Annotated in this window: 10 protein-coding genes; 9 read left to right on the forward strand and 1 reads right to left on the reverse strand. The window is 74.1% G+C overall.

Annotated features, from left to right (window positions below):
• From eccB to F9C41_RS40545, 8 genes are all read left to right on the forward strand, one after another.
• Positions 1 to 1,410, forward strand: coding sequence for a type VII secretion protein EccB (gene eccB / locus F9C41_RS00170; RefSeq protein ID WP_196279549.1), 1,410 nt, complete (start codon positions 1 to 3; stop codon positions 1,408 to 1,410).
• A gap of 125 nt (positions 1,411 to 1,535) precedes the next feature.
• Positions 1,536 to 1,817 carry a WXG100 family type VII secretion target gene (locus F9C41_RS00175; protein ID WP_147432637.1) on the forward strand — a complete coding sequence of 94 codons (282 nt, stop codon included), beginning with the start codon at positions 1,536 to 1,538 and terminating at the stop codon, positions 1,815 to 1,817.
• A 42-nt stretch (positions 1,818 to 1,859) separates the two neighbouring features.
• On the forward strand, positions 1,860 to 2,138 hold the full coding sequence (locus F9C41_RS00180) for a WXG100 family type VII secretion target (RefSeq protein WP_155384535.1): 279 nt from the start codon (positions 1,860 to 1,862) through the stop codon (positions 2,136 to 2,138).
• A 28-nt stretch (positions 2,139 to 2,166) separates the two neighbouring features.
• Positions 2,167 to 2,484 (forward strand): hypothetical protein, encoded by a 318-nt coding sequence (locus F9C41_RS00185; RefSeq protein WP_120314802.1) that lies wholly within the window; start codon positions 2,167 to 2,169, stop codon positions 2,482 to 2,484.
• A gap of 9 nt (positions 2,485 to 2,493) precedes the next feature.
• Positions 2,494 to 4,122, forward strand: a complete 1,629-nt coding sequence (locus F9C41_RS00190; RefSeq protein ID WP_155384536.1) for a hypothetical protein — start codon at positions 2,494 to 2,496, stop codon at positions 4,120 to 4,122.
• Between the two features lie 18 nt (positions 4,123 to 4,140).
• Positions 4,141 to 4,542 (forward strand): YbaB/EbfC family nucleoid-associated protein, encoded by a 402-nt coding sequence (locus tag F9C41_RS00195; protein WP_155384537.1) that lies wholly within the window; start codon positions 4,141 to 4,143, stop codon positions 4,540 to 4,542.
• Positions 4,543 to 4,567: 25 nt separating this feature from the next.
• Entirely contained in the window at positions 4,568 to 4,858 is a 291-nt protein-coding gene (locus F9C41_RS00200; RefSeq protein ID WP_155384538.1) for a hypothetical protein, read from the forward strand.
• 44 nt (positions 4,859 to 4,902) lie between these two features.
• Complete coding sequence (locus F9C41_RS40545) at positions 4,903 to 20,772, forward strand: WXG100-like domain-containing protein (RefSeq protein ID WP_456236814.1); 15,870 nt, start codon at positions 4,903 to 4,905, stop codon at positions 20,770 to 20,772.
• A 34-nt stretch (positions 20,773 to 20,806) separates the two neighbouring features.
• On the opposite strand, the gene F9C41_RS00205 is transcribed toward F9C41_RS40545, so the two are convergent.
• Positions 20,807 to 21,523 carry a response regulator transcription factor gene (locus tag F9C41_RS00205; RefSeq protein WP_230689164.1) on the reverse strand — a complete coding sequence of 239 codons (717 nt, stop codon included), beginning with the start codon at positions 21,521 to 21,523 and terminating at the stop codon, positions 20,807 to 20,809.
• Between the two features lie 155 nt (positions 21,524 to 21,678).
• Here F9C41_RS00205 and F9C41_RS00210 point away from each other — a divergent pair, with 155 nt between their 5' ends.
• The gene (locus F9C41_RS00210) at positions 21,679 to 24,456 is read left to right on the forward strand and encodes a helix-turn-helix transcriptional regulator (RefSeq protein WP_196279551.1); all 2,778 of its coding nucleotides are present in this window, start codon (positions 21,679 to 21,681) and stop codon (positions 24,454 to 24,456) included.
• Positions 24,457 to 24,484 lie beyond the last annotated feature (28 nt).

Below are 24,484 nucleotides of genomic sequence, written 5' to 3' on the forward strand. Positions count from 1 at the left end.
GTGCAGACCAAACGCGACCAGCTCCAGGCCCACAACTTCGTCGTCGGGCGGCTGCGCTCGGCCCTGCTGACCGGCGAGCCCGACGCGCTGGAGACCCCGACCCGCCGGTTCAGCGTCGGGGCGTTCGCCGGGCTGATCATCGGCGCGCTCATCGTGGCCGGCTGCGGGGCGTACGGCTTCTTCTTCCCCGGCGGCAGCACCTCCTGGCGCGAACCCGGCACCATCGTCGTCGAGAAGGAGACCGGCACCGCCTACGTCTACGACAGCACCGCCGGCGTGCTGCGCCCCGTCCGCAACCGCGCCTCCGCACTGCTGCTGACCGGACCGGACTCCGTCGTGCGCTCGGTGTCGGTCAAGTCGCTGGAAGGCGTGCCGCACGGCCTGCCCGTGGGCATCACCGGAGCACCCGACTCACTGCCCGCCACCGCCCGGCTCAGCCGCGACCCGTGGCTGGTCTGCGCCACCAGCGCGCCCGAGGTCACCGGCCAGTCCCGGCCGACGGTGCTGCTGGCCATCGGCGCCCCCGCCGACGTCGCCGCCACCCCGGTCGATCGCGCGATGCTGGTCGCGATCCCCGACGGCACCCGCTATCTCATCTGGGGAAACCGCCGCATGCGGGTGGCCGACCCGGCCGCCTCGGTCGCCCTGGCACTCGACGGTGTGCGACCGACACCGGTGGCCGACACCTGGCTCAACGGTTTCCCCGCCGGGCCGGACCTGGCCCCGCCACCCGTCGCCGACGTCGGCGCGGCAGGACCGCCCGTGGACGGCAAGCCCACCCGGATCGGGCAGGTGCTGCGCGTGTCCGGCGCCGACGACGACAGCGCCGGCTTCCGGCTGGTGCTCGCCGACGGCCTGGCCTCACTGACCCCGACGATGGCCGAACTGATCCTCGCCGACCCGCGCAGCCGCGCCGCCTACGACGGCAGCCCCCGGGCGGTGCCGGTCAGCTCCGCAGGCGTGGTGTCGGCCCCGGTCGCCGCCCGGCCGATCGGCGACGGCGGCCTGCCGGCCCGGCCCCCGCTGCTGCTGGACCCCAACGAACTGGGCGACCAGGTGCCGTGCGCGCGGGCCACCTTCGGCGCCGACGCGAGCCTGGCCCTGGTGACCGCGCGGGTCGGGCACCTGCGGGCCGCCACGCCGCCGCCGGGTGCGGTGGACCAGCGCTCGGCGACCCTGGTCGCGGTCGCCGCCGGAGCGGGGGTGCTGGTGCGGCCGGAGACCGCGCCGGGCCGTCCGGGCAGCGCCCGCTGGCTGATCACCGACGTCGGCGTGCGCTACCCGCTGTCCGATGCGGCGGTCCCGGCGCTCGGCTACGGGGGCGTCGTCGCGGTGGACGTGCCCGCGACGCTGCTGGCACTGGTGCCGTCGGGGCCGGTGCTCGACCCCGTGGCGGCTGCGGCCGGCTAGCGCACGACGCGTCGGGCCAGGTACTGGGCCCGGGGACCTATCCCCGGATTGGGTCTGTGAGAGCGGTTACCACGCCGTTACGGTCAGCGCGATCGGTCGCTGTCGAACCTGGAAGGTGAGTGGACATGGCCAACACCCTTGACATCCCCGTCGCGGAGCTGCGCGCCGCACTGCAGCAGTTCCGCGAGCTCGAGCAGGAGGCCGAGCAGGTGCGCAACGCGGTCGACGGCGGCGTGCGCGGCATCGGCAACAGCTGGTACGGCCAGGCCCGCACCGCGTACAACGCCGAGATCGACAACTGGCTGGCCGACTACCAGCGGATGGTCGCCCAGCCCATGACGCAGCTGACCAACTGGTTCCAGCAGATGATCGTGATCATGGAGGACGTCGAGGCGCAGAACAGCTGACGCCGCCGTCCGACCCGACACCACCGTCCCAAGGAGACAATCATGGCTTTCGGCATCACCTACGAGGCCGTACTGCAAGCGGCCGACCGGCTTCGCGCCGAGAACACCCGCCTCAACGGCATCGTCGACCGCATGGAGTCGACGGCCCGCAACAACTTCGCCAACTGGAGCGCGCAGAGCGAGGGCACCTACGTCAGTGTCGCGGCGACCTGGAAGAGCCAGGCCACCGTCATGCACAGCGACATGGAGGCCAGCATCAAGCGCCTGCTGCAGAAGGTCGAGAGCTACCAGGACGCCGACAACCGGGCCTCGAAGATCTGACACGGCCCGCGACGGGAGGGATCAGGCCATGGGCAAAGAGCTGAAGGTCGACCCGGCGGCCATGAACGCCGCCGCGGCGGCGTTCCGGGGCCTGCCGGCGACCCTGGACGGCCCCCAGCGCGACTTCTACCCGGTCGTGCTGTCCATCGGCGACTTCGAGCCGGGCAAGAACCTCAAGACCGTCATCGAGACGGGCGCCAAGGACTGGGAGACGGTGCTCGCCACGCTGAGCAACGTGTTCGTCGACTGCGACGGCGTCCTGGTCAGCGCGGCCACGCTGCTCAAGGACTCCGACGAGAGCAACGACCCGTTCGTGCTCGACGACATCAACTCGATCGTGAGTTAGGCGCCGACCATGCCGGAGTGGAGCGACTGGGATTGGCGCAAGGTCCAGGCCCTGCTGGTCGGTGACGTCAGCCGCGACGGCTACACGCACGTCAACGACAAGGGTGCGACCAATCCGCAGCACCTCTTCGACATGGGACAGAAGGTCGTCAACGCGGGCCTGGCGCTGAACTCCGTGTACATGTCCGTCATGCAGCAGCGCAAGAAGCTGATCGCCGACGGCGCCTGGACCGGCGACGCCTCGCGCGCGTTCGACGCGATCATCGGCAGCATCCGCCGCATGATCACCCAGAACCAGCGGCTGATCAACGGCGGCGAGAACTGGATCCAGGAACTCAACCGGGCCGGCATCGGCCTGAACAAGGCGATCAACGACATGATCGCGCTCAACCACGAGAGCGCCCAGCGCACCCACGACCGCTACAACGAGCTGTACGAGCGCTGGCGGCAGACGGCCACCTGGATCGTCACGCCGCCCAGTTACATCGGGCACTGGTCGATACCCGAACCGCATCGGCCGTGGTTTGTCAACAGCGCGGGCGACACGATCTACACGCCGTCGTCCTATCCCGACATCGACCAGGACATCAGCCGCAAGGCCCGCGAACTGCTCGACACGCTGGCCAACGTCTACCACGACGTCGAGGTCGGCCTCGGGCAGCTCAAGCCGATCACCGCACTGCCCGCGCCGATCCCGCCGACCGACGACCCGCCACCGCCCCCCGGCGGGGGAGGCCCACCGCCGCCCGGCGGCGGTGCGCCTCCCCCGGGAGGGGACGGTCCACCACCACCGACGACCGGGGGCGGCCCGCCCCCACCGGGCGGCGGCGCGCCCCCACCCGGCGGAGGCGGATCGCCGCCGCCGCTGGGCGGAGGTTCACCGCCACCGCTCGGGGGAGGTTCGCCGCCACCGCTCGGGGGAGGTTCGGCGCCGCCGCTGGGCGGAGGTTCACCGCCACCGCTCGGCGGAGGCTCGCCACCACCGCTCGGGGGAGGTTCGCCACCACCGATCGGCGGAGGCTCGCCACCGCCACTGGGCGGCGGTCCGGGTTCCGGTCCCGGCGGTCCCGTCGTGCGTCCGCCGATCCTGCCCGGTGCTCCGCCACTGGGTTCCGGTCCCGGCAAGCCGGGTTCGGGTGGAGTCCGACCGCCCGGCCTGCCGGGCTCCGGTCCGGGTTCCGGCGCAGGCCCCGGCGGCGCTCCGCCCGGTTCGTCCGCACCACCGGTCCGGTCGGCGTTCCCCCACGCCGGCACCGCCCCACCCGGCACGGCCGGTGCAGCCGGAGTCGGCGGAGCGGGTGGGCTGAGCCGCGGTGGCCTGGTCACCGACGGCCTGCACGCGCCGGTCGGCTCCCGGTCGGGCAGCGGTGCGCCGTTCATGCCCCCGATGGGCGGCATGGGCGCAGGCGCCGGCAAGGACGACAAGAAGGAACGCGAACGCACCACGTGGCTGCAGGAGGACCGCGACATCTGGAACGTCGCCGGCGACGTTGCGCCCGGAGTCATCCGCGGCGGCGACCCGGCCCAGACCGAAGACGGCACGCAGGGCACCGGCACCACCGACGTCCCGCTGTACACGCCCACCCGACCACGCCCCGGCCAGAGCACCACCGGGGGTACCCAGCAACACGGACGATGATCCGGCGAGGAGACGACTATGGACCAGGACCGCACCCTTGAGCAGATCGCGGCCGACTACGCCCGGCACCGCGCCGCGGCAGTCGAGTCGACGCAACGGGTCGCCGAGGTCTCGGCCACCGTCACCTCCCCGCAAGGGCTGGTCACGGCGACGGTCGGCGGTCAGGGCGAGCTGCGCTCGCTGACGTTCAACTCGCAGGACTACCGCAAGATGGCGCCCGCCGAACTGTCCCGGATCCTCGTGGAGACCGTCGGCCGCGCCCGCGAGAGCGCCCTGCAGCAGATGGTGGGCGCCCTGCCGGGCACCGGGATCGCCGGGATGAGCGTGCGCGACATGATGGCCGGCCGCATCGACTGGGACCGGGTGCTGCCCGAGCAGCTCGACATCTCGGGATTCAACCTGCCGGGCCGTACGGCCTGACCTGCCACAGGAGAGGACGGCCGCAATGGCGCGGCAGCTGAAGGTCGACGGCGGGGTGATCAGCGGCGTGTCGGCACGCCTGGTCGCCGTCGGTGACGAGGTCGCCGGCGCCCGGGAGAAGCTGGTGAGCGGCATGAACGCGCTCGGTCAGCCCTGGGGCCGCGACGACGAGTTCGCCCGCAAGTTCGTGGCCGAGTACGGCACGGGCCGCGACGAGGTCGTCGAGGGGTCGGCGAACCTCGCGACCCTGCTCAAGAACATGGGCGAGCACATCCGCCGGTCCGGCCGCTCGTTCGGCTCGGTCGAGGACAGCTGACGATGCCCGCCGTACGACCGTGCCGCGGGGTGTGAGCCGTGGGTATGCACGTGCCCGACTGGGTGGGCAAGTTCTTCCTCGTGGTGACCGGCGAGTCGTGGCCGCAGGCCGACGAGGACCAGCTCTGGGCGCTGGCGAAGGTCTGGCTCGCGTTCGAGGCCACGATGGTCACGGCCGAGGCGGAGATCGTCGACATCCGCGCCGCGGTGGCGGGGGCGGGCTGGCAGGGTGACGCGGCGTCGGCCATGCGCGACAAGCTCACCGAGCTGGTCGACGGCGGCGCCCTGCACACCCTGGTGGAGGCGGCCGGCAAGCTGGGACGCTTCGCCGACGGGGCGGGCACCAACGTCGAGTACACCAAGGCGTCCATCCTGGGCCAGCTGGCCATCCTCACGGCGCAGATCGTCATGCTGCTGCCGTGGGTGTCGTTCCCGCCGACGTCGGCGTGGGCGTCGGGGTGGATCTCGGCGCTGATCACGTTCGGGCGGTACATGTCCCAGACGTTCCTCCGCCGTCTGATCATGTCGGTCGTGTTCGGGATCGTGCTGCAGGTCGGCCTCGACGTGGCGATCCAGTTCACGCAGCTGTTCATCACGCACACGCGTACCCAGTGGGACACCAAGCGCACCAGCGGCGCGGCGCTGGCCGGGGCGATCGGCGGGGTGCTCGGGCCGATCCTGTTCGCCGGCTTCGGGAAGATCTTCGGGCAGAAGTTCGTCACCTCCATCGTCGGGTTCGCGGGCATCGGCGCGCTGCACGAGTGGAGCACCGAGCAGATCGCGGACCTGATCCTGACCGGACGCCGCGAGCAGAAGGAGAACGAGTGGGCGTCGGCGTCGGCCGGCGCGGTCGAAGGCGTGCTGGACTGGATCGGGCACCGGACCAAGGGCGGCGGCACGATGGTCGGCCTGGACGGCGACGTCGGCAACATCGACATCCCGGGGCTGGACGGCAACCCCATCGAGTTCGACGGCGGCCCGCACGGGTTCGACGGCCCGGCCGTCGTCGACGGCGACTTCACGTTCAAGGGCATCTTCCCCGATCCGAAGACGTTCATCGGCACCATCACCTTCGACGGCACCCTGACCCCGCCCGGCGGGCAGCCGCGCACGGGCACGTTCACCGGCACCGGCGGGTTCCAGGGCACCTTCGACGGGCTGTTCGACAAGGCCACGATCGGCGTACGCGACCAGGTCATCGTCGGCGAGGTGCAGGGCAGCGGCCGCTTCGACGGCGACTTCCACCTGTCCGGCACGTTCACCCCCGCACCGGGCAGCACGACCGGCCAGCCCGGGGGCGAGTCCGGCACGTCGACGCAGACCCGCCCCACCACGACCACGACCACCAGCACGCCGTCACCGCAGCGGCCCGGCTCCGTCCCGGCCGGCGGCCCCGTCGCGGCGCAGGTGCGGACGGTCACCGGCCCGACGGTCCTGCCGCCGCCCGGCGGCCCGAACCCGTCCACCCCGCCTGCGGATACCACGCCTGAGACGGTCACCAGTGCGGCCGCGCCGCCGGTGGTCGCCTGGCAGGACCACGCGGTGGTGGACCTGGTCGCGCCACCGTCACCGGACACCACCGGCAGCTACTCGACCACCACCTTCGAGGCTGGGTCGCTGTTCGGTGACACCGACAGCAGCACCGACGGCGACAGCGTGCGGACCGAGCTGACCAGCGTGGACGGCGACAAGTTCGACACCGGGGCGAAGTTCGACGCCGGTGTGAAGTTCGACGCGACCAGCGACCTGTTCATGCCGACCACGAAGGACGAACTGCGCGCGCTGCTGGGGCTGCCGCCCGACCCGATGTCGCCGTACAGCCAGCTGCTGCACCCGGCCGTGACCACGCAGAATCCGTTCGTCTTCATGATGACCGCGCCCAGCGGTCCCGGCGGGCCGCCGAGCGGGCCGCCCGGTGGCCGCCAACCGAGCCGCGAAGACTCGCCGCAGTCCGACCCCGACGAGGACGCGGACGGTCCGGTGCGGGTCGACCCCGAGGTCACCATCGGCAAACTCAAACCCGCGGACGCCGCACTGGTGATCAGGCGGGCCGAGGACCTGGTCCAGCAGTACCTGCCCGCGCCGGCCCCGCTGGACGCCCACCGCCCCGCGGTCGCCGCGGTCGCGCAGGCGCTGCACCAGAACCAGCCCGCGCGGGCCGCGGAACTGGCCGTGGAGGTGGCCACCGCGCTGAGCACGAACCCGGCGACGACGCCGACGACCGCCACCTCCGGCAGCCGGACCGACGGCTCGGCACGCCTGGGCGAGCAGGGTTACCCCGAGACGGGTTGGCAGCTGGTAGGGGACGTCTTCACCCACACCGGCGACGGCGTCGTCCTCGCCCTCGACGGGCAGCTTTCGCCGCTCGACCCGGACGCGCGGGGGCTGCGCGGCGACACTGCCATCCTCACCCGCGTCACCGAGGACGGGCTGGTCTTCCTCACCGACGACGCCACCCACCAGGTGCCCACCCCGTGGCACGAGCCGGAGCCGTACCGGCTCGACCGCGGGCCGCAGGGCGTCGACCTGGACGCGATCGATCTGCCGTCAACGCACCTGCTGCGCCCGGTCCCGGCGGGCATCGCGCTCTACCGGGCCGACGAGACCCGGGCGGCGCGGATGGACGCCGAATTCGCTCCCGCGGCCCCGAACCGCACTACCCTCGTCGTCGGGCCGGGCGTCACGCGCGACGCGGTGGCCCGGACCCTCGCCGCGCTGCCGGCCACGCTCACCGACCGGATGATCGTCCGCTACACCACCGGTGCGGGAATGACCACCGACCAGGCGGTACGGCTGGCCACGACCGTGCTCGGCGGCCGCCGCGGACCGCTGGTGCTGCCGGCGTCGATGCTGCCCGGCCGCCGCGACGCCACCGACCGCGTCGTGCCGCTCGACGCCCGCCGGCGCCCCACGTTCGCGGAGTTCGCCACCGAGTTCCTCGTCTACCCGGCGGACCGGCCGCCGCCCGCGCAGCGCCCGCCGCAGGGCCTGCGGACCGGAGACCGGGTGTGGCGGTACCCGCTGGCCGACGGCTGGGTGGCCGAGCAGACCACCGACGGCGTATGGGTGCGCCCCGAGCAGCTGCCGCCCGGCATCACCATGCCGCGCCTGCCGTCCGAACGGGCACCCGGCGGGGTGCCGCAGCTAACCGTCGGCCTGCCCGGCACGACCGTGCCCGACGTGGTGCGCGAGCGGGTCACCGCGCTGCTGGCGGCACTGCCGCCCGCGGCCCGCCCGGACGTGCTCGCGCACGGGATGCCCGGCTGGCAGCTGTGGCTGACCGACACCGCGGTCCAGCCCGCCGGCCCCGGCCGCGCGGTGCGGGTGCCCGCCGGGGTGTTCCTGACCGGCGATCCGGCCGTGCCCGCGGACGTACAGCGGCAACTGGCCGGGCTGCCCCGAGCCGGGAACGTGCTGCGGCTGATTCCCGACCCGGGCTTCGCCGACCCCGACACCCTCACCGCGTACGTTCAGGGCCTGCCCCCGCAGGTGCGCCAGCGCGTTGTGCTCGACCTGCGGGTGGCTCAGCCCGACCACACGTTCGCCGACGCCCAGGCGCTGGCCGCGGCCGTGGGCGTGCCCGTGCGGGTGGACGCCGCGCTGCTGGGCGGCACCCGACCCGACCCGTCCACCACCGTGCCGGTGGGGCCGGACGGGCGGCTCGCCTTCGCGCCGTACGCGGCGTTCTTCGACGTGCGCGGGCCGGGCGCGCCGAGGCCGGTCCGGACCGCTCCCGGGAATCTGCCGCGCGCGAGCGATCCGGACACGTACGCCCTCGCCGACGGCTGGGTGCTGCAGGTGCTGCCCGGCGGCCTGTGGGCCCGCCCCGCCGACCTCACCGGCGCGCCCACCACCGACGTCACCACCCGCTACGCCGCGCCCGGCGGGGTACGCCTCGCCGTCGGTGTGCCCGGGGTGCCCGTCCCGCAAGCCGTCACCGACCAGCTGGCGACCATCACCGGGCAGCTGCCACGCGACCAGCGGGCCCGGCTCACCGTCGAACTGCTCGACCAGGACCAGAGCCACACCCACACCGGGCTCGGGGTCACCCCGCCCGCGCGGACACCCTCGCCCGTGCCCTCGACCACGTCTTCCACGACGACCGCCGCGTCCCGCTCCGCGGCCCTGCCGCCGCCACCGGTGACGCGCCCGCCGCGCACGGAACCCGGACGGCAGGTCTTCCAGTACGACACCGCCACCGGACGCCTGCACCTGGTCACCCTCGCCGCCCGCAGCGCGCCCGCCTTCCCCGGAACCGGGCACCGCCTCGGCGGCGCTCCGGTCACGACCACCGGACAGGACCTCGCCGGCGCCGCCCTGGCGGCACCGGGCACCACGGGGTCCGCCGCCGCGACAACGCCGCAGGACACCGAGTCGCGCCCGCCCGACCGCTTCACCCACTTCGAGCTCGACCCGGTCACCCTGGAGCTCACACCGGTGCGCCTCGACCCGGTCGAGGTCGTGCACGCGACGCGGCCCGCCTCGGGTCCGGACACCGGCCGGGCCTCCGTCGGCGAACGGGTGCTCGTCCACGACGGGGCGACCGGCCGCTGGACCGTGATCAGCGTCGACCGGGACTCCGGGCTGCCGCTGCCCGAGACGGACGGCGGTCCGGGCCGCCAGCTGCTGCGCCGTGATCCCCACGGCGGCGTCGCCCTGGTGACGTTCACCCACGCGCCGGAGTTCAGCGCCGAACCGGACGGCAACACCTACCGCCGGGTCGGCGAGGACGGCTCCGCCTGGCACGAGGGCAGCCCGGTCGGCGACATCAGGGTGCATCCGCTCGGCGGTGACGGCATCCGTACGGCGGTGCTCGCCCGCGACCCCGACACCGGCCTCTACCAGGTCGTCCCCGCCAAGAGCCCCGACCCGTCCGCCGCCATGCCGGCCTTCACCGTCAAAGCCCCCGGCGCGGCGCCGCAACCCGTGGTGACCCGCCCGGACCCGCAACCGCCGGTGTCCTACTTCCGTTTCGACCCCGGCCACCCGGCCGACGCCGACCCCGACACGACCGGCACCGGGCCGTCCCTGTCGGCGCTGCCGGTGCGCGGCGACCACCTGGACGTCGTGGAGGTGGACCTCGGCGACGGCAACGTGCGGGTTGCCACGTTCGCGCCCGTCACCGAACGCGAGGAGCAGCTCGCCCTCACCGAGGACGGGACGCACCTGACCACCCCGCAGCGCATCGACCTCGACGCACTCACCCACGACCCGGAGACCGGGCAGCTCATCATGCGCGAGACGCTGACCGACGGCGGCTCAGGTGGGCCATCCGGCGGCCGACCCAGCGGTGGCCGCCCCGGGGGCGCCCGGCCCGGCGGCGCGAACCAGACCGCCGCCCGGCCGAACGACGGCTCGCGGACCCAGGTGCAGCGCGACACCGTCCTGACCCGCGAGCAGCATCCGCCGCCGGTGACGCTGCCGCGCGACTACACCCGCCAGCGCAAGGACGACGCGGCACTCGACGACCTCGGCCCGCTGACCCCGGGCGAGCAGCGGATCGCCGGGGACACCCGGACACCGGTGTCTCAGCGTGTCAACATGATCCGCAACCAGCGGGTCTGGGCCCGCACCGAGGCCCGGGAGCTGGTCCAGCTCCGGCAGCAGGCGCGCCTGCGGCCCGGCTCGGTGCTCAGCAGGGCCGAACGGCAGGCCGCCGTGGACGGCGCGCTGACCGCGACGCTGACCGCCCCGCCCGCCGCGAATCTGACGGTGCGTGAGCAGGTCGAGCTGGCCCTCACCGAGACCTTCGCGGCGGGTGTGCAGGGCCGGCTCACCGCCACCGGTACCCAGGCCGCAGTGAACGCGGCGCTGCGCCGCCAAGGACTCGCACCGGTCACCCTCACCCCCGAGCAGCTGGCCGCCGCGGCCGCCGCCGGGCAGGCCAGGGTGGCGCTGCTCGTCGACCTGCAACAGCGGCTCGCCGACGACGCCGCGGCCGAACTGACCGCGCAGGAGACCGCCGCGGTGCACGCCGCCATCAACGACCCGAGCCTGCCCGGCGGCCTGCCGCTGACCGTCGGGCAGCACCGCGAAGCCGGGGGCGCCGAGGCCGCCACCCGCCTCGACCGGATGGCCGAACTGGGGCGCAGGACGGCGGACCTGCCCGCCGCCGACCCCGTCCCGCCGCCGACCCCGCCGCTCGGCGGGCTGCTCGAACCGTCGGCGGGCTTCGCGGCCGTCGACGCCTTCCACGAGTTCCTTTACGCCGTGCGCGGTGTCCCGGCGACCTCGCTGCCCAGCACGCAGCGGGTATGGCAGCGGCTGACCGCACCCGCGCCGCAGACCGACGGGGCCGCCGCCACCACGCCGGAACCGCTGAACCCGCCGTCCGCGCACCCGGCAGGCGACAGCGACCTGCCGCCGGTCACCACGAGGCTGCTCTGGCAGGCGCAGCCAGCCGCCGCCGTGCTCACCCCGCAGGCCCACGCGCAGCTCGACGACCTCGGCCTGCACGCCGCGCTCCCGCTGACCGCCGGGCACCCGTTCGCCGTCGTGGCCAACGCGGCGGTCTTCCGTGGAGCCACCGGCCTGCTGCCGGTGCTCGGCCACGCGCCCGCCGACTGGATCCAGGCGATCACCGGCATGGTGCTCGCCGACGCCGCGCGGGCCGGCGGCGCGATACCCACCCTGGGCCTGACCGAGCCGGACGAGGTGGTCCTGGGCGAGGTCGTGCAGTGGCTCGCCGACGGCCTGCCGGCGCAGCGGATGCCCGCCGCGCTGTCCGGCCGCCCCCGGGACCACATCATCCTTGACCTGATGGGCCACCTGCTCGGCCGGCCCGTCGATCTCGTCAGGGCCGACGGGGGCCGGACCCCGTTCGGACCGTCGGCCGCGGACGGCTCCCGGCCCGTCGTGGTCGTCGAGGACCGCGATGGCGACCTGCTGGCCACGGTGCCGTTCGACGCGGCGCCGGCCGTGTTCGCCGCCAACGGCGGCTCCCGGCTGCTCGAACCGGGCCTGCCCGGTGGCCTGTTCGCCGACGAGCTGGCGTTCACCGACCTCGACCATGTGCTGCGCGACCTGACCGGCCGGCCGGATCCGGTGCTGCCGCCGTCCACGCAGCTGTCCGACCGGCTGCGCGACGTGCTGCTGCCCGGTCGGCAGGCGACCACCGGCCCGGGTATGGCACCGGTGCTGCAGACCGTGCGGGACGCGGTCACACAGCTGCCGCCACCGATGCGTGACCCGGCGGTCGCGCCGCCGCAGTGGACTCCCGCCCCGCCGACGGCGGACCCGACCAGCCCGGACGCGCTGACGGACCGGCAGCAGCAGGCGCTGACCGACCTCGGGCTCGCCGCCGTGGCGAACCAGGCGGGACCGGCCTCGTTCTTCGAGGCGCTGCGGCAGCAGGGCGCGTACGGTGACGGCCGCCTGGCGGGGCTCGTGCGGTCCGACCCGGAGCGGCTGCGGTCGGCGTTCGCCGCGCTGCTGCTGGCCGACCTCGCCACCAGCGGCAACGCCTGGCCGCTGATGAACGCCGACCCGTCCGCGCTGCGCGAGCGGATCGACCTGCTGGTGTCCTGGGTGGAGCAGCTGGGCACGGTCGGCCAGGCCCCGCCGCCGCTGGTCGCCGAGGGCATGGTCAACAGCCTCGCCGAGCTGTTCGGCGTGCGCGTGATGCTGGTGCAGCCCGCGACGGTGCAGGAGTTCGTCCCCGCCGGGATGGACCCCGCGACGCTGCCCACCGTGCACCTGGTCGTGACCGCGGGCGGGCACACCATGGCGACGGTGCCGGTGGCCCCGGACCTGTCGGGCCAGGTCGTGCGACCGGCCCCCGCCAAGGCCGAGCCGACCCCGTCGGACCCGGCCACGGTTCCGCCGGTTCCGCTGGTTCCGCCGGTTCCGGACACCGACGAGACCACCGCGAACGCGGCCGTGCCGCTGCCGCCCACGCCACAGCTGCCTTCACCGCAGTTGCCGCCGTCCCCGCAGTTGCCGCCCACGCCGCCACTATCGCCCACGCCGCCGCGGATTCCGACGCCGCCACCGCCGCCGGTCCCGTTCCGTGCGCCGTCCACTCCGCCGCCGGTCCCGTTCCGCACGCCGTCCCCGCCGCCGTACGTGCCGTTCCAGGCGCCGTCCCTGCCACCGTCGCCGGTGCCGCTGCCGGCGTCGCTGCCGGACCTCGACGTGCCGTTGCCGGTCCTGGAGCCGGACTCCACCGTCCCGGACCCGCTGACTCCGCTCCCGCCACCGGTTCCGCAGGTGCCGCCCGTGTCCGGACCGGACGGGCTCATCCCCGACGACAAGATCGCCTCGACGTCGGGCCTGAAAGGCAAGCAGCCCGAGACCCTCCCGCCGCCGCCACCCCCGGACCCGGTGGTCACCGCACCGCCGCTGACGGTCACCCCGGTCGCGGTGGACCCGCTGACGCACACGATCGGCATCCCCCGCGCGGGCCTGCCGCTGATGGCCGACCTGGTCCGGTCACTGCAGGAGGCGATGGCACGGGCCGGGGTCGAGGTCCCCGCCGCGCAGTGGACCGCACTGCCGCAGCTGCTGCTGTCCAACTACCGCTACGTGGTCGGCCAGAGCGGGTACCCGGTGGTGCTCGGCGGGGCCGAGGTGCTGGTCAGGCTGACGCTGGGCCAGGCGAGCCGGTTGGGCAACCCGGCCGGCTCGTACGACCGGCCCGCTCAGGGCACCTCCACCGACACCCTGGCCGGGCGGGCCCCGGACAAGGGCCGCTACCACGCCAACCAGGCCACCAACGGCGTGTTCCAGACCGGAGCCCACTCGCAGGGGCAGTCCGGGCAGGCCGGGGCGTTGCGGCTGACGCTGGCCGCAGGCTTCGCGCTGGGGCTGGACCCGGTCGTGCTGCAGGTGGCCAAGCTGGGCTTCTCGATCTCGGGCGCGGCCAACATCACCACGCGCAGCACCGGGTACATCAAGGACGCCGAGGGCGGGCACGTCGAGGACACCCGCGACGACTCCACGCTGCTCGCCCTCGAACCCGGCTGGAGCTTCCAGGTGCGCACCGACCCCGCGCAGGCATGGGGGCAGACCGGTGTGCACAACGTCGCCAGCACGTCAGCCGAGCAGCTGATCCTCGCCGTCGCCGACCACAACCTGGCGGCCGCCGGCCCGCAGGTGCAGGCGGCCCCGCCGCCGCAGGGCAGCCCGCAGCGGGCGGAGTTCGACCGCAACCTCACCCGGATTCCGGCCACCTACTTCGCCTCCGGCATCACCGGCCTGCCGGAACTGGCCGACACCATCACCAGCGACCTGCGGGCCGGTGGCCTCACCATGGAGATCGGCGGTGACACCCGCAAGGAGCTGCAGCAGAAGCTGTCCAACCTCGACGCCCACCTGGACACCGCGGTCAACGACCCCGCCGGCTACCGCTTCACGCTGCACGAGCGCGGGCGGGTGGTGGCCGAGGTCGCCGTGCACGCCCAGCGGCAGGCCGACGGCACGGTACGGGTCGGCAGCAGCAGCGACAAGGCCCACGTCGAGAAGATCGCCACGGCCATCGCCGGCAACAGCGGCGGCCAGTCCATGCGCAACTCCAGCAGCATCAAAGGCACCTTCGACGTCGACCTGGTGCCGCTGCCGTGGCTGACCCTGGGCCCGGGCCTGTATGCGGGCTTCAACTGGCACAACTTCGACAGCGCCAGCGCGGGCCGGGCCGGGCTGTGGGTGCACGTGGCGCGCTACACCGGCTTCACCGGCGGATACCACGTCGGGTTCCGGTTCCGGGCGCGGGTGGCGGTCCGCGCCAACCCGGACGTGGTGGCGGTTCCCACGCCGTGGGTGCCCGGCAGCGCGCTGCTGCGCATCCCCGAACCCGACGCGTTCGCGCACGGGTTCACGGTCGACCAGGCGGCGCTGCCGCAGGCCCTCCAGGACCAGCTGACGGCCGCTGCCGCGGCCGCTGCCGCCGGCACCGGGCCGGCCGTGCCCGCGGTGCCCAGCGTGCCGCTGCAGCCGGGGCTGCTGCGCAACACCGGCCACCTGCCGAACGCGCCCCGCGCGGTGGCGCTGCCGCGGCACGTGGTCGACGGGCACGGCATCGGGCAGGGCCTCGTCCGGGTCGATCAGTCGGCCGTCGACGAGCTGCGCGGCTTCCTGCTGCCGGAGCTGCGCGAGCGCGGCTTCCTGCCGCCGGACGCCGCCCGCCCGTTCCACACCGGCGACCAGGCGGTCGAGTGGACCCGCAAGGCCGGACTGGACAGCCAGCTCGACAACCTCGAACTGGTGGACAAGATGGTCTCCGGCAACGGGCTGGACTCGCACTACAACAGCCTGCACCAGGACGGGGTCAGCTTCACTCTGCGCCACCGCGACAAGCGCGGCCACGTGCGCAGCGCGCGGGTCACCCTGAGCGCCGAGCAGTACGCGGGGGCCACGAAGCCCGACGGGACCTCGGTCCACTTCATCCGCCGCACCGACGAGTACCACATGGTCAACCTCGGCATGGGCATGGACAACGCCGGCCAGGGCGTGGGCGGCGGCCGCGACTTCGTGATCGGCGCCAAGGTCGGCGGCGGTATCAAGGACATCCCGCTCGGCCAGTTCATGCGCGGCGGAGTCGAGGGCAAGGCCGGCAAGGAGTTCTGGACGCGTACAGGTCTGCTGTCCAACCGTCCCGAGCTGCTGGAATACCCCGGGCAGCTGGACGAGTTCCGGCTGCCCAGCCGGTTCCGGGTCACCGTCGAGTACGACGACGGCACCGCGGAGTTCACCCCGGCCCCGCGCCGGGAGCACCTGGCGACGGTGCACCTGCCGCCCGCGTTCAACTCGCCGGCCATGGAGCTGGGGGCGTCCCAGCCCACCGACGCGGGCGTGCTGGACCAGGCCGTCATCTCCTACTTCGACACCACCGGGGTGCTGCCGGCGATGCGCGAGCTGCAGCCCCGGCTGACCGGCCCCGGCCAGGCCACCGACGAGGAGGTGGCCAACTTCGGCGGCACCATCAGCCTGGGCGCCCACGCCAAGGAGATCATGCAGCACCTGTACACGACCGACACGCTGTTCAAGGCCCACCTGGTCGCCGACGAGCACGGCGGCCTGGCCGTGTCCGGCACCATGGGCGACAGCACCTTCGTCGGCGCCACCGCCGACAAGTACGTGCTGGGCCTGATCAAGCTGCAGCTCTCGGAGGCCTCCACGAGTTCGAGCAGCAGCCACTCCGTCAACGTGGAGAAGTTCGCGTTCGGCGTCGGCGGCGACCCCAAGGCCGACGGGCTCACCAACGTCGGGCCGGAGTTCGCGGCGAGCCAGAGCTGGGGCTGGACGAAGTCGGAGACCCACGGGCGCACCGGCGCCAAGGAGTTCCTGGACCTCGACTTCCACCGCGCGTACGCGTTCGAGACCTGGGTCGATCTCACCGTGCGCGCCTCGTACGAGCGCCAGGGAAAGATCGTCTTCGTGGCGGGCGGCAACACGCCCGTCATCGGCGCCAGGGCCCACACCGACACCAGGAACGTCGACCACCGTCGGATGATCTACCTGCTTTCCGAGCCCGAGGCGCTGGCCCGCTACGGCGAGAACCGGGTGCCGCTGAACGACGCCCAGTTGCTCGACGCGATGACCAGGTGGCAGCGCGGCGAGCTGGTGCTGCCCGGCGACACCGTGGCCGCCGTGCTGACCCGCTGGCAGCGCGAGAGCACCGCCGCCGCGGCGGCACCCCCTGCCGCCGCCCCGGCTGCCGCGCCCCCGGCGCCGTCCGGGGACATGCGCCGCCGCGGTTTCGCCATGGACCTGCGGACCCGGCACAACACGCTGCGCAGCCCCGTCGTCGACCAGGGCGTGCGCGACGCCTTCACGGCGCGGTTCACCACCGAGAACATGAACCTGCAGCTGGACGACCCGGCCGAGGCGTTCGCCAACGTCGGGGTGCCCGAGTACCTGACCCGCCCCGGCCCGCGCGCGCTCGGCCACGCCGCGGTGGCCGACGCGACCCTCGACCCCACCCCCGACGGCCGCCAGACCGACGTCTTCACCACCGTCTTCGAGGCCGTCGAACGCGCCGCCCCGGGACTGCTCGGCCGGCGTCCCGAGGTGTGGACCGACAACGGGCGCAACATCGGCCGGCTGCAGGGCGGCATCGACACCCTGCAGGGCATGCTCGCCGGCGGCCGCGATCACGCCCTCTACGAGGACATGATGCACACCGAGGGGGTATGGATCTACCTGTTCAACCCGGTGGGCTGGGCCACCGCCGACGTGGTGGCGGTCAACCTGCGGTTCGAGATCGACGGACCGCCGCAGGTGCGCTCGTTCATCGCGGAGTCCGGGGTGGAGAACTACGGGCACGGCTACGTCCAGCACAGCAGCGGGGCCAGCCGCTCCGGCTCGCGCTCGTACACGGCGGGCAAGGTCGGCTTCAGCGGCGACCACGGCACGTCGGGCGGCCCGGCGATCGGCCTGGCCGAGGGCAACAGCCGCCGGACCGGCATCTCGACCGTCGGCACGACCGAGCAGACCGTGTACGACTGGAGCGGCCACTACCGGGTGCGGTTCCCGTACACCCTCCGGGTCGACGTGCACCGCCTCGACATGGTCGGCCGCATCCTCAACATGATCGCGATGCGGTCGTACCGCCGCATGGCCGGGCACCACATCCCGGTGACCGCCGAACGGACGGGGACCGTCGAGCTCAAGGTGCCGCGCGGGCTCGCTGAGACGCCGCCCATCGCCGGGCCGTCGCAGCTGCCCGACCTGACGCCGGTGCCCCCGCTGCCCGGTGACGCCTACCTGACCGCCGTGCTGCTCGACGACGCCCTGCCCGTGGCGCGACGGCTGCTCGCCCGTGCCTTGGGCAGCGGCGCCGACAGTGCCCGCTACCGGGGCAGCATCGCGCTGCCGGTGCTGCTGTCGCGCTCGCACCTGACCAACCACCTGCCCGAGGCGCTGCGGCCGGAGGGCTACCGCGTCGCCGAGGGCCTGTTCCTGCCCGGCCACTCCAGCGACCAGGTCGCCCTGGACATGCACGCCGAAGTGTTCGACATGGAGATCATCTCAGAGATCGTCGACGCCACCGGCACCGGCCGCTACGCCAAGCACCAGACCGGCACCACCGCGGGCATGTCCAGCGACGCGTGGGCGGCCACCCTCGACGGCGGCGTCGGCCAGAAGGACGTCGTCAGCGTCAACGATTCTGCGCACGCCGACGACGCCTGGGGGACGAACAAGGTCAACGAGGGCACCGGCGCCGCCCGCATGGCGCCCCGGGGGCAGAACGCCGCCGGCACCGGCAACTACCGCCGCGAGCAGCACCTCAAGCAGCAGGGCCCGGTCTACCTGGTACGCATGCGGGCCCTGGCCACGTTCACCGCCCATCGCACGCACCAGAAGCTGTTCGGCGACGCGGTGCCGACCGGCACGTTCCACAGCGACCCGGTGACCGGCGACGTCTACATGGAACTGTTCGTCGACGAGATGATCGAACTGCAGCGGCGGCTGGACGAGCGCCGAGCGGCGGCCGCGCCGGCCGACGACCCCGTGTCCTGGCCCCCGCTGCCGCCCTGGGCCCCGCGGGTCAACCTCGACCAGCAGCTGGCCGCCGCGGCCGACCGCGGGATGCCCGCGGACCAGGCCCCCGGCAACGTGGCCGGCGTGCTGCGCGACCAGCTCAGCCGCGACGCCCGCAGCCTGGCCAACCTGGTGCACCAGCCGCCGGGCTCGCACGTGTCCGCCGACCGCCCCCGCGACACCCGCCCCGTGGTGCTCACCAGCAGCGCGGCCCACATCGCCCACGAGACCTACCGCGCGGTACTGGACTGGTCCCGGCAGCACACGCTCGCCCAGCGGATGCAGACCGCGCTCGACGAGCTGCGTGCCGACCCCACCCGGCAGGCGGAAGCCGACCGGCTGGAGACCTGGCTGGAGTCCTACCGGCAGTGGCTCGACGCGCCCGTCTTCACCGTCGACCCGAGCGCCGACAACACTGTCCTGGTGACGCAGTGGCGGACCCGTACCACCGAGGTCATCAACTGGGTCAACGCCACCCGGCCGGTGCCCGAGGGCCGCACCGCGGTCGGGCCGACCGCGCTGCCGCCGCGGGCGTCGGTGCTCGCGCTCAACCCGGTGCACACCACCCGCCAGCTGGCCCGCGAGCTCGGCCGGCACATCCTGGTCGAGCACACCGCGGCAGGCGGCCAGGTGATCCGGCACCGCAGCGACCCGACCGGCCGGGTGTACCGCACCGACGCCGACGGTCGGCCCGAGACGGCCGCCGCGGCCGCCACCCGGCTGCCCCCGGCCACGCTCCGCGAACTGGCAGCGCACCCGTTGTCGGCGGACGACCTGGCCGGGCTGTACCGCGACTCCTGGACCCTGCGGCAGACGTTCGAGCAGGCGGTACGTGAACGGCTGCGCGACAACGCCCACGTCCGCGACGCGCAGCGGCGCATGGAGCGGCTGGAGGACCAGCACGGCGACAGAGTCCAGGCGCTCGCCGACCGAGCCGCTGAGATCGTACGGTGGTGGACCCTCGGGCTGACCGACACCGACGCCATCACCACCAGGTTCGGCCACGTCGACCCGAGCGCGCCCCTGTGGGACCAGGTCATGCAGGCGCTGAACGACCCCGCACCGCTCATCGACGTCATGGAGGCGCTCGCCGACGACGGCCGAGCCGCCGCGATCCACACGGCAGCGGTGATCGGCCATGGGCACGGGCTCAACCTCGCCCCGCTGCCGCCGGACCCCCGGCGTCACCGGCCCGCCGACCAGGGGGCCGCCACCGGCCAGCCGCCCATCCCGGCAGCACCCCCGCCCCCGCCGCCGGCGGCCCCCCGCCCACCGCTGCGGTTCACCCGGTCCGGCGCGGCGGTCCCGCCCCCGCCGGTCGTGTCGACGACCACCACTTCGGCCGTGGTCCCGCCGATCACGGTGACCACGGCCGACACCACGGTCGAGACCACGCCACTCAGCCCTGCCGCGCCGCTCATCCCACCCGCGCCGCTCATCCCACCTCCGTCGCTCAGCCCGGCCACGCCGCTGCCGACCGGGCCGCTGATCCCAACGACGGCGCTCGTCGCCGCCACGTCGTCGACGCTCGGCACCCTGCTGTCCCCGAGCGTGTCACCGACTCCACCAAGGCCGGCCTCCTCGCCCGTGGTCACCGTGCTGAGCGAGGACCTTCCGGCCGTCCCGTCGACGTCGTCCGGTTCCTCGGGCGCACCGCTGATCCCGACGATCCTGCTCACCGTGCCGCCCCCACCCGCCGGCGGCAGCTTCCAGCCGATCGGCGAGCCGGACGGCCAGGGCCGCACCGCGTACACCTGGCACGCGACGAACCGGCCCTCGGTGCTGGCGGTGCTGCCCCCGCAGGACGCCCCGGCTGTGCCGGGCGATCTCGGCGCCCAGGTCGCCGCACTGACACCGCTCGCCGACACGACCGTGCTGCTCGCCGCGCCCGGCCTCGACCCGGCAGTGCTGGTCGCGGCGGCCACCGGTGCGGCGACGGCCCCGGTGGGCGGGGAACCCCGGGTGGTGCTCATCGTGGCCGATCAGACCGCCCGCGACCTGCGTGAACAGATCCAGGAACTGTCCGACCGCCAGCCGGAGACGATCTTCCTGGTGGCGGCGGGACCGTGGCGCGTCGACGGCGGCGTCCTGTTCGCCGGGACCAGCCAGACGGTCGTACGCTGGGCGGCGTTCCTGTCGGGCCAGCAGATCAGCCCCGCCCACGGGGCCAGTGGGATGGGGCCGAATTCGCTGCTGCGGGTGCGGGTCAACGCGGTCCGGCAGACGCTGCGCGAACTCGCCGAGTCGGTCCGGGCCAACGCCGGAACCGACCCCGGCGTGGCGGACCGGACGCTCAACCTGGAGATCGCCACCCTGCTCGCCGACGCCACCCGGCTGCTCAACCCCGGAGCCTCCGGCACCACGCACACCGTCGGCGACATCGAGGCCCGGCTCGACGACCTGATCGGACAGGTGTCGTTGCTCAGCCAGGACTGAACCTCCCGCGACGCCGGATCAGCCCTCTCACGGTTCAGGCCGCGAAGCGGTCCGGCGCGGCACGCAGCCCCAGCCACACCGCGATCACCTCGGCCCGGTTGCGCGCGGCCAGCTTGGCGTAGATGTGGTTGACGTGGTTCTTGACCGTCTTCTCACTGATGTACAGCGTCTGGGCGATCTCACGGTTGGTCCGGCCCAGCACGATGAGCTCCATCAGCTCGGCCTCGCGCCGGGACAGCCGGTGGTCGGCGGGCGGGGCGACGACCGCGGGCTGTGGCAGCGCCGCGTCACGGAACGTGCCCACGATGCCGCTCAGCACGCCGGGCGACAGGAACGGCTCCCGGCGTGCCGTACACAGCACCGCGCTGACCAGGTCGTCGGCGGTGAACTGCCCGTGCACCAGGTAGCTCGTCACGCCCAGCCGCAGCGCGTGCTGGACCTGGTGTGACTCGTCGGTGTCGGCGACCACCAGCACCGCGGCCGCCGCGGCCACCCCGGCCAGACTCTGTTCCAGCTGGTGGCGGCCGGTGCCGAGGACGATCACGTCGGGGCTGAGCCGCCGCCCCCGGTGCAGCGAGTCCGGGTCGGCGGCGGCCTCGCCGACGACCGCGACCCGGGCGTGGGTCTCCAGAATGGAACGCAGGCCGAGCCGCATCACCAGGTTGTCGTCGGCGACGAAAACCCGGATCCGCAACGGGCCGTAGTCTTCGCGGGGCAGATCAGGCACCTTCGGGACGGAGTACAGCGTCACGGTGGTCACCCCCTCGTTATCGGAGCTTCACACCTTCGTTGCCGGGCCGTGTCCGAGACATCGTTGATATCAGTGACATTCGCTTACCGGGCCCGGCCCGGTCGGCGATGCCGGCTCATTCGGCCCAGTTAGGGATGCGGCAAGTTGTGACGAGAATGTTCGGACGGGACCTGGAGGCGGCCCAGCTGCGCGAGGTCGTGGCGAAGCTGGCCGGTGGCCACGGCGGCGTCGCGTGGCTCGAAGGCGAGCCGGGCATCGGCAAGTCGGCGCTGGTCGACGCGATGACGCGGGACGCGCAGGCGGTCGGTTGCCGGGTGCTGCGCGCCAGCGGCGACGAACTGATGCGGGCGTTCCCGCTGCGGATGATGGCCGACGCCCTCGACGTCGGTGCCGGGTCGGCCGATCCGGTCCGGCAGCAGATCGCCGGGCTGCTGCGCGGCGAACCGGTGGAGGCCGGCACCCTCGACCCGGTGCTCGCCGCAGGTGAGCGCATGCTGGCCCTGGTGGACCGGCTCTGCGCGGAGCAGCCGCTGCTGCTGGTGCTGGAGGACGTGCACTGGGCCGACGAGCCGAGCCTGCTGCTGTGCCACCGGCTCAGCCGCGCGGTCGACCAGATCCCGCTGCTGCTGGTGCTGACCAGCCGCCCGGTCGCCGCGCGCACGACCGCCGCCCGGATGCGCACGCTGGTGCGCGAACGGCCGGGCGCCCACCTGGACCTGGAACCGCTGACCGCCGCCGATACGGCCGCGCTGGCCACCCGCCTCGCCGGCGGCCTGCCGGGCCCACGCCTGCGGGCGGAGCTGGCCCGCGCCGGAGGCAACCCGCTCTACCTGCGGGAGATGATCGAGGCACTGGTACGCGACAAGGCGCTGGAGGGCAACGGACCGGTACGCGAACTGCGCGCCGACCTCACCACCACCGCACCCTCGCTGGTGGCCGCGATCACCCGGCGGCTGGACTCGCTGAGCGAGCCGACGGTCCGCGCGCTGCGGCTGGCCGCGCTGCTGCGCCGCGAGTTCGACGCGGGTCACTGGAGCGAGGTCAGCGGCCGGCCCATCACCGAACTCGCCGCGGCCACCGAGGAGGCCGTGGCCGCCGGAGTGCTCGCCGCGGCGGGGGAGCGGCTGACGTTCCGCCATGACGTCATCCGCCAGGTGCTGGCCGACCAGCTGCCGGTGGCGGTGCGGCACGGCCTGCACCGCCACGCCGCCCGTGCGCTGGCGCAGCTGGGCGCCGGGGTGGACGAGGTGTCCCCGCACCTGCTGGCGACCTCCGGGCCGGTCGGCGGCTGGGCGCTGACCTGGCTGGCCGGGCTGCCCGAAGCCATGCTGTACGCCGCCCCCGACGTCGCCGTCGAGCTGCTGGTCCGGGCGACCACGCCACCCGTGCCCGCCGACGAACTGCACGACACCCTGTCGACGCGGCTGGCGCTGGCCCTGTTCTGGCTCGGCCGCGACGAGCAGGCGTGCCAGGTCGCCGAGCAGGTGCTGCACCGCACCGCCGACCCGGCGCGCGAGACCCGGCTGCGCATCCTGGCGATCCGGGCCGCGGGCCGGATGCGCCGGTTCGAACACGCCCTCGCGCTGACCCGTCCCGCCACGCAACTGCCGCCGCAGTGGCAGGCGCGGCTACAGGCATGGCGGGCGATGATCCTGGCGTTCGTCGACCGGCTCGACGAGGCCGCGGCGGAGGCGAGCGCGGCCATGGACAGCGCACTGGCCTGCGGCGACTCGCTCGCGATCGGGTACGCGCACAACACCCTCGCCTACCTGGCGCCCGCTGCTGACCAGCTGCGCCACATCGACGCGGCGATAATGGCCCTCGGCGACGACGTGGAGGCGACCGACCTGAAGATGCTGCTGACCGGCAACCGCCTGCACCGGCTGCTGGCCAACGGACGGCGCGACGAGCTCGAGGCCTCGCTCGCGGAGGCGCTCGTACGGGCGGAGCAGGTGGGCAGCATCCGCGCGGGGATCATGTTCGCCCAGGCGGCCGGGGCCTGCTACGCATACGGCCGCTGGGACGACGCGGTGATCTACGCCGACCGGCCCGACCAGGAACTGCTGGCCACGCCCGCGCTGTCCTACCTGCACGCGATCGTGGCGCTCATCGCGATGCACCGCGACGACCACGCGACCGCCGACGCCAGGCTGCACGCGGCGGGCTTCCTCGACCCGGCCGCGCAGGGTCGCTGGGTGGGCGCCTTCGGGGTCGTCGCCGAGGCCGTGGCCATGCACGCCGAGACCGGCGGCGACCTGACCGCGGGCCTGGCCGTGCGCGCGTCCTACCTCGACCTGCCACCGGGGCCGGCCCGCGCGGCCCGCAGCGACGAGGCGACCCTGCTGGTCCGCGCCGCCCTGGCCTTGGGCGACCGGTCGACCGCCGACGCGGCCGCCGCGGCGGTCGAGGCCGATCCCGACCCCGCTCCGGACCGTCTGCTGGCGATCCGCTGCTGCCGCGCCATGCTGTCCGCCGATCCCGCGGAACTGCTCGCGACGGCCGGCGAGTACGAGCACTGGGGCTGGCTGCCGCGTCGCGCGTTCGCGCTGGAGGAGGCGGCCGTGCTGCTGGCAGGCCGGGGGGACCAGGCCGGTGCCCGTGCCGCCTTCACCGAGGCGCTGGGCACCTGGCTCGAACTCGGTGCTACCTGGGAGACCAGGCGCGCCGAGGCCCGGCTGCGTCCCTTCGGCATCCGCCGCGGTCCCCGCACGGTCCGCCGCCGCCCCGCGCACGGCTGGGATGCGCTGACCCCCAGCGAACGCCACGTCGCCCGGCTCGTGGCCAAGGGTTTGTCTAATCCGGACATTGCCGCGGAACTGTTCGTGTCCCGCAACACCGTGCAGACCCACGTGTCGAGGGTGCTGAGCAAACTGCAGATGCGCTCGCGGATCGAACTCATCCAGCAGGCGGCCGACGGCGACCGGGCCGGGTGAGCGGCGCGGTCGCGCGCCGGGCACCGGC

It is taken from the genome of Catellatospora paridis (assembly GCF_009720365.1).
In the GTDB taxonomy this organism is placed as follows: domain Bacteria; phylum Actinomycetota; class Actinomycetes; order Mycobacteriales; family Micromonosporaceae; genus Catellatospora; species Catellatospora paridis.

Bases quoted from the DNA above. Each gene is read 5' to 3' on its own strand.
- F9C41_RS00175 (WP_147432637.1), top strand. From the start codon at position 1,536: ATGGCCAACACCCTTGACATCCCCGTCGCGGAGCTGCGCGCCGCACTG.
- F9C41_RS00180 (WP_155384535.1), top strand. From the start codon at position 1,860: ATGGCTTTCGGCATCACCTACGAGGCCGTACTGCAAGCGGCCGACCGG.
- F9C41_RS00185 (WP_120314802.1), top strand. From the start codon at position 2,167: ATGGGCAAAGAGCTGAAGGTCGACCCGGCGGCCATGAACGCCGCCGCG.
- F9C41_RS00190 (WP_155384536.1), top strand. From the start codon at position 2,494: ATGCCGGAGTGGAGCGACTGGGATTGGCGCAAGGTCCAGGCCCTGCTG.
- F9C41_RS00195 (WP_155384537.1), top strand. From the start codon at position 4,141: ATGGACCAGGACCGCACCCTTGAGCAGATCGCGGCCGACTACGCCCGG.
- F9C41_RS00200 (WP_155384538.1), top strand. From the start codon at position 4,568: ATGGCGCGGCAGCTGAAGGTCGACGGCGGGGTGATCAGCGGCGTGTCG.
- F9C41_RS40545 (WP_456236814.1), top strand. From the start codon at position 4,903: ATGCACGTGCCCGACTGGGTGGGCAAGTTCTTCCTCGTGGTGACCGGC.
- F9C41_RS00210 (WP_196279551.1), top strand. From the start codon at position 21,679: ATGTTCGGACGGGACCTGGAGGCGGCCCAGCTGCGCGAGGTCGTGGCG.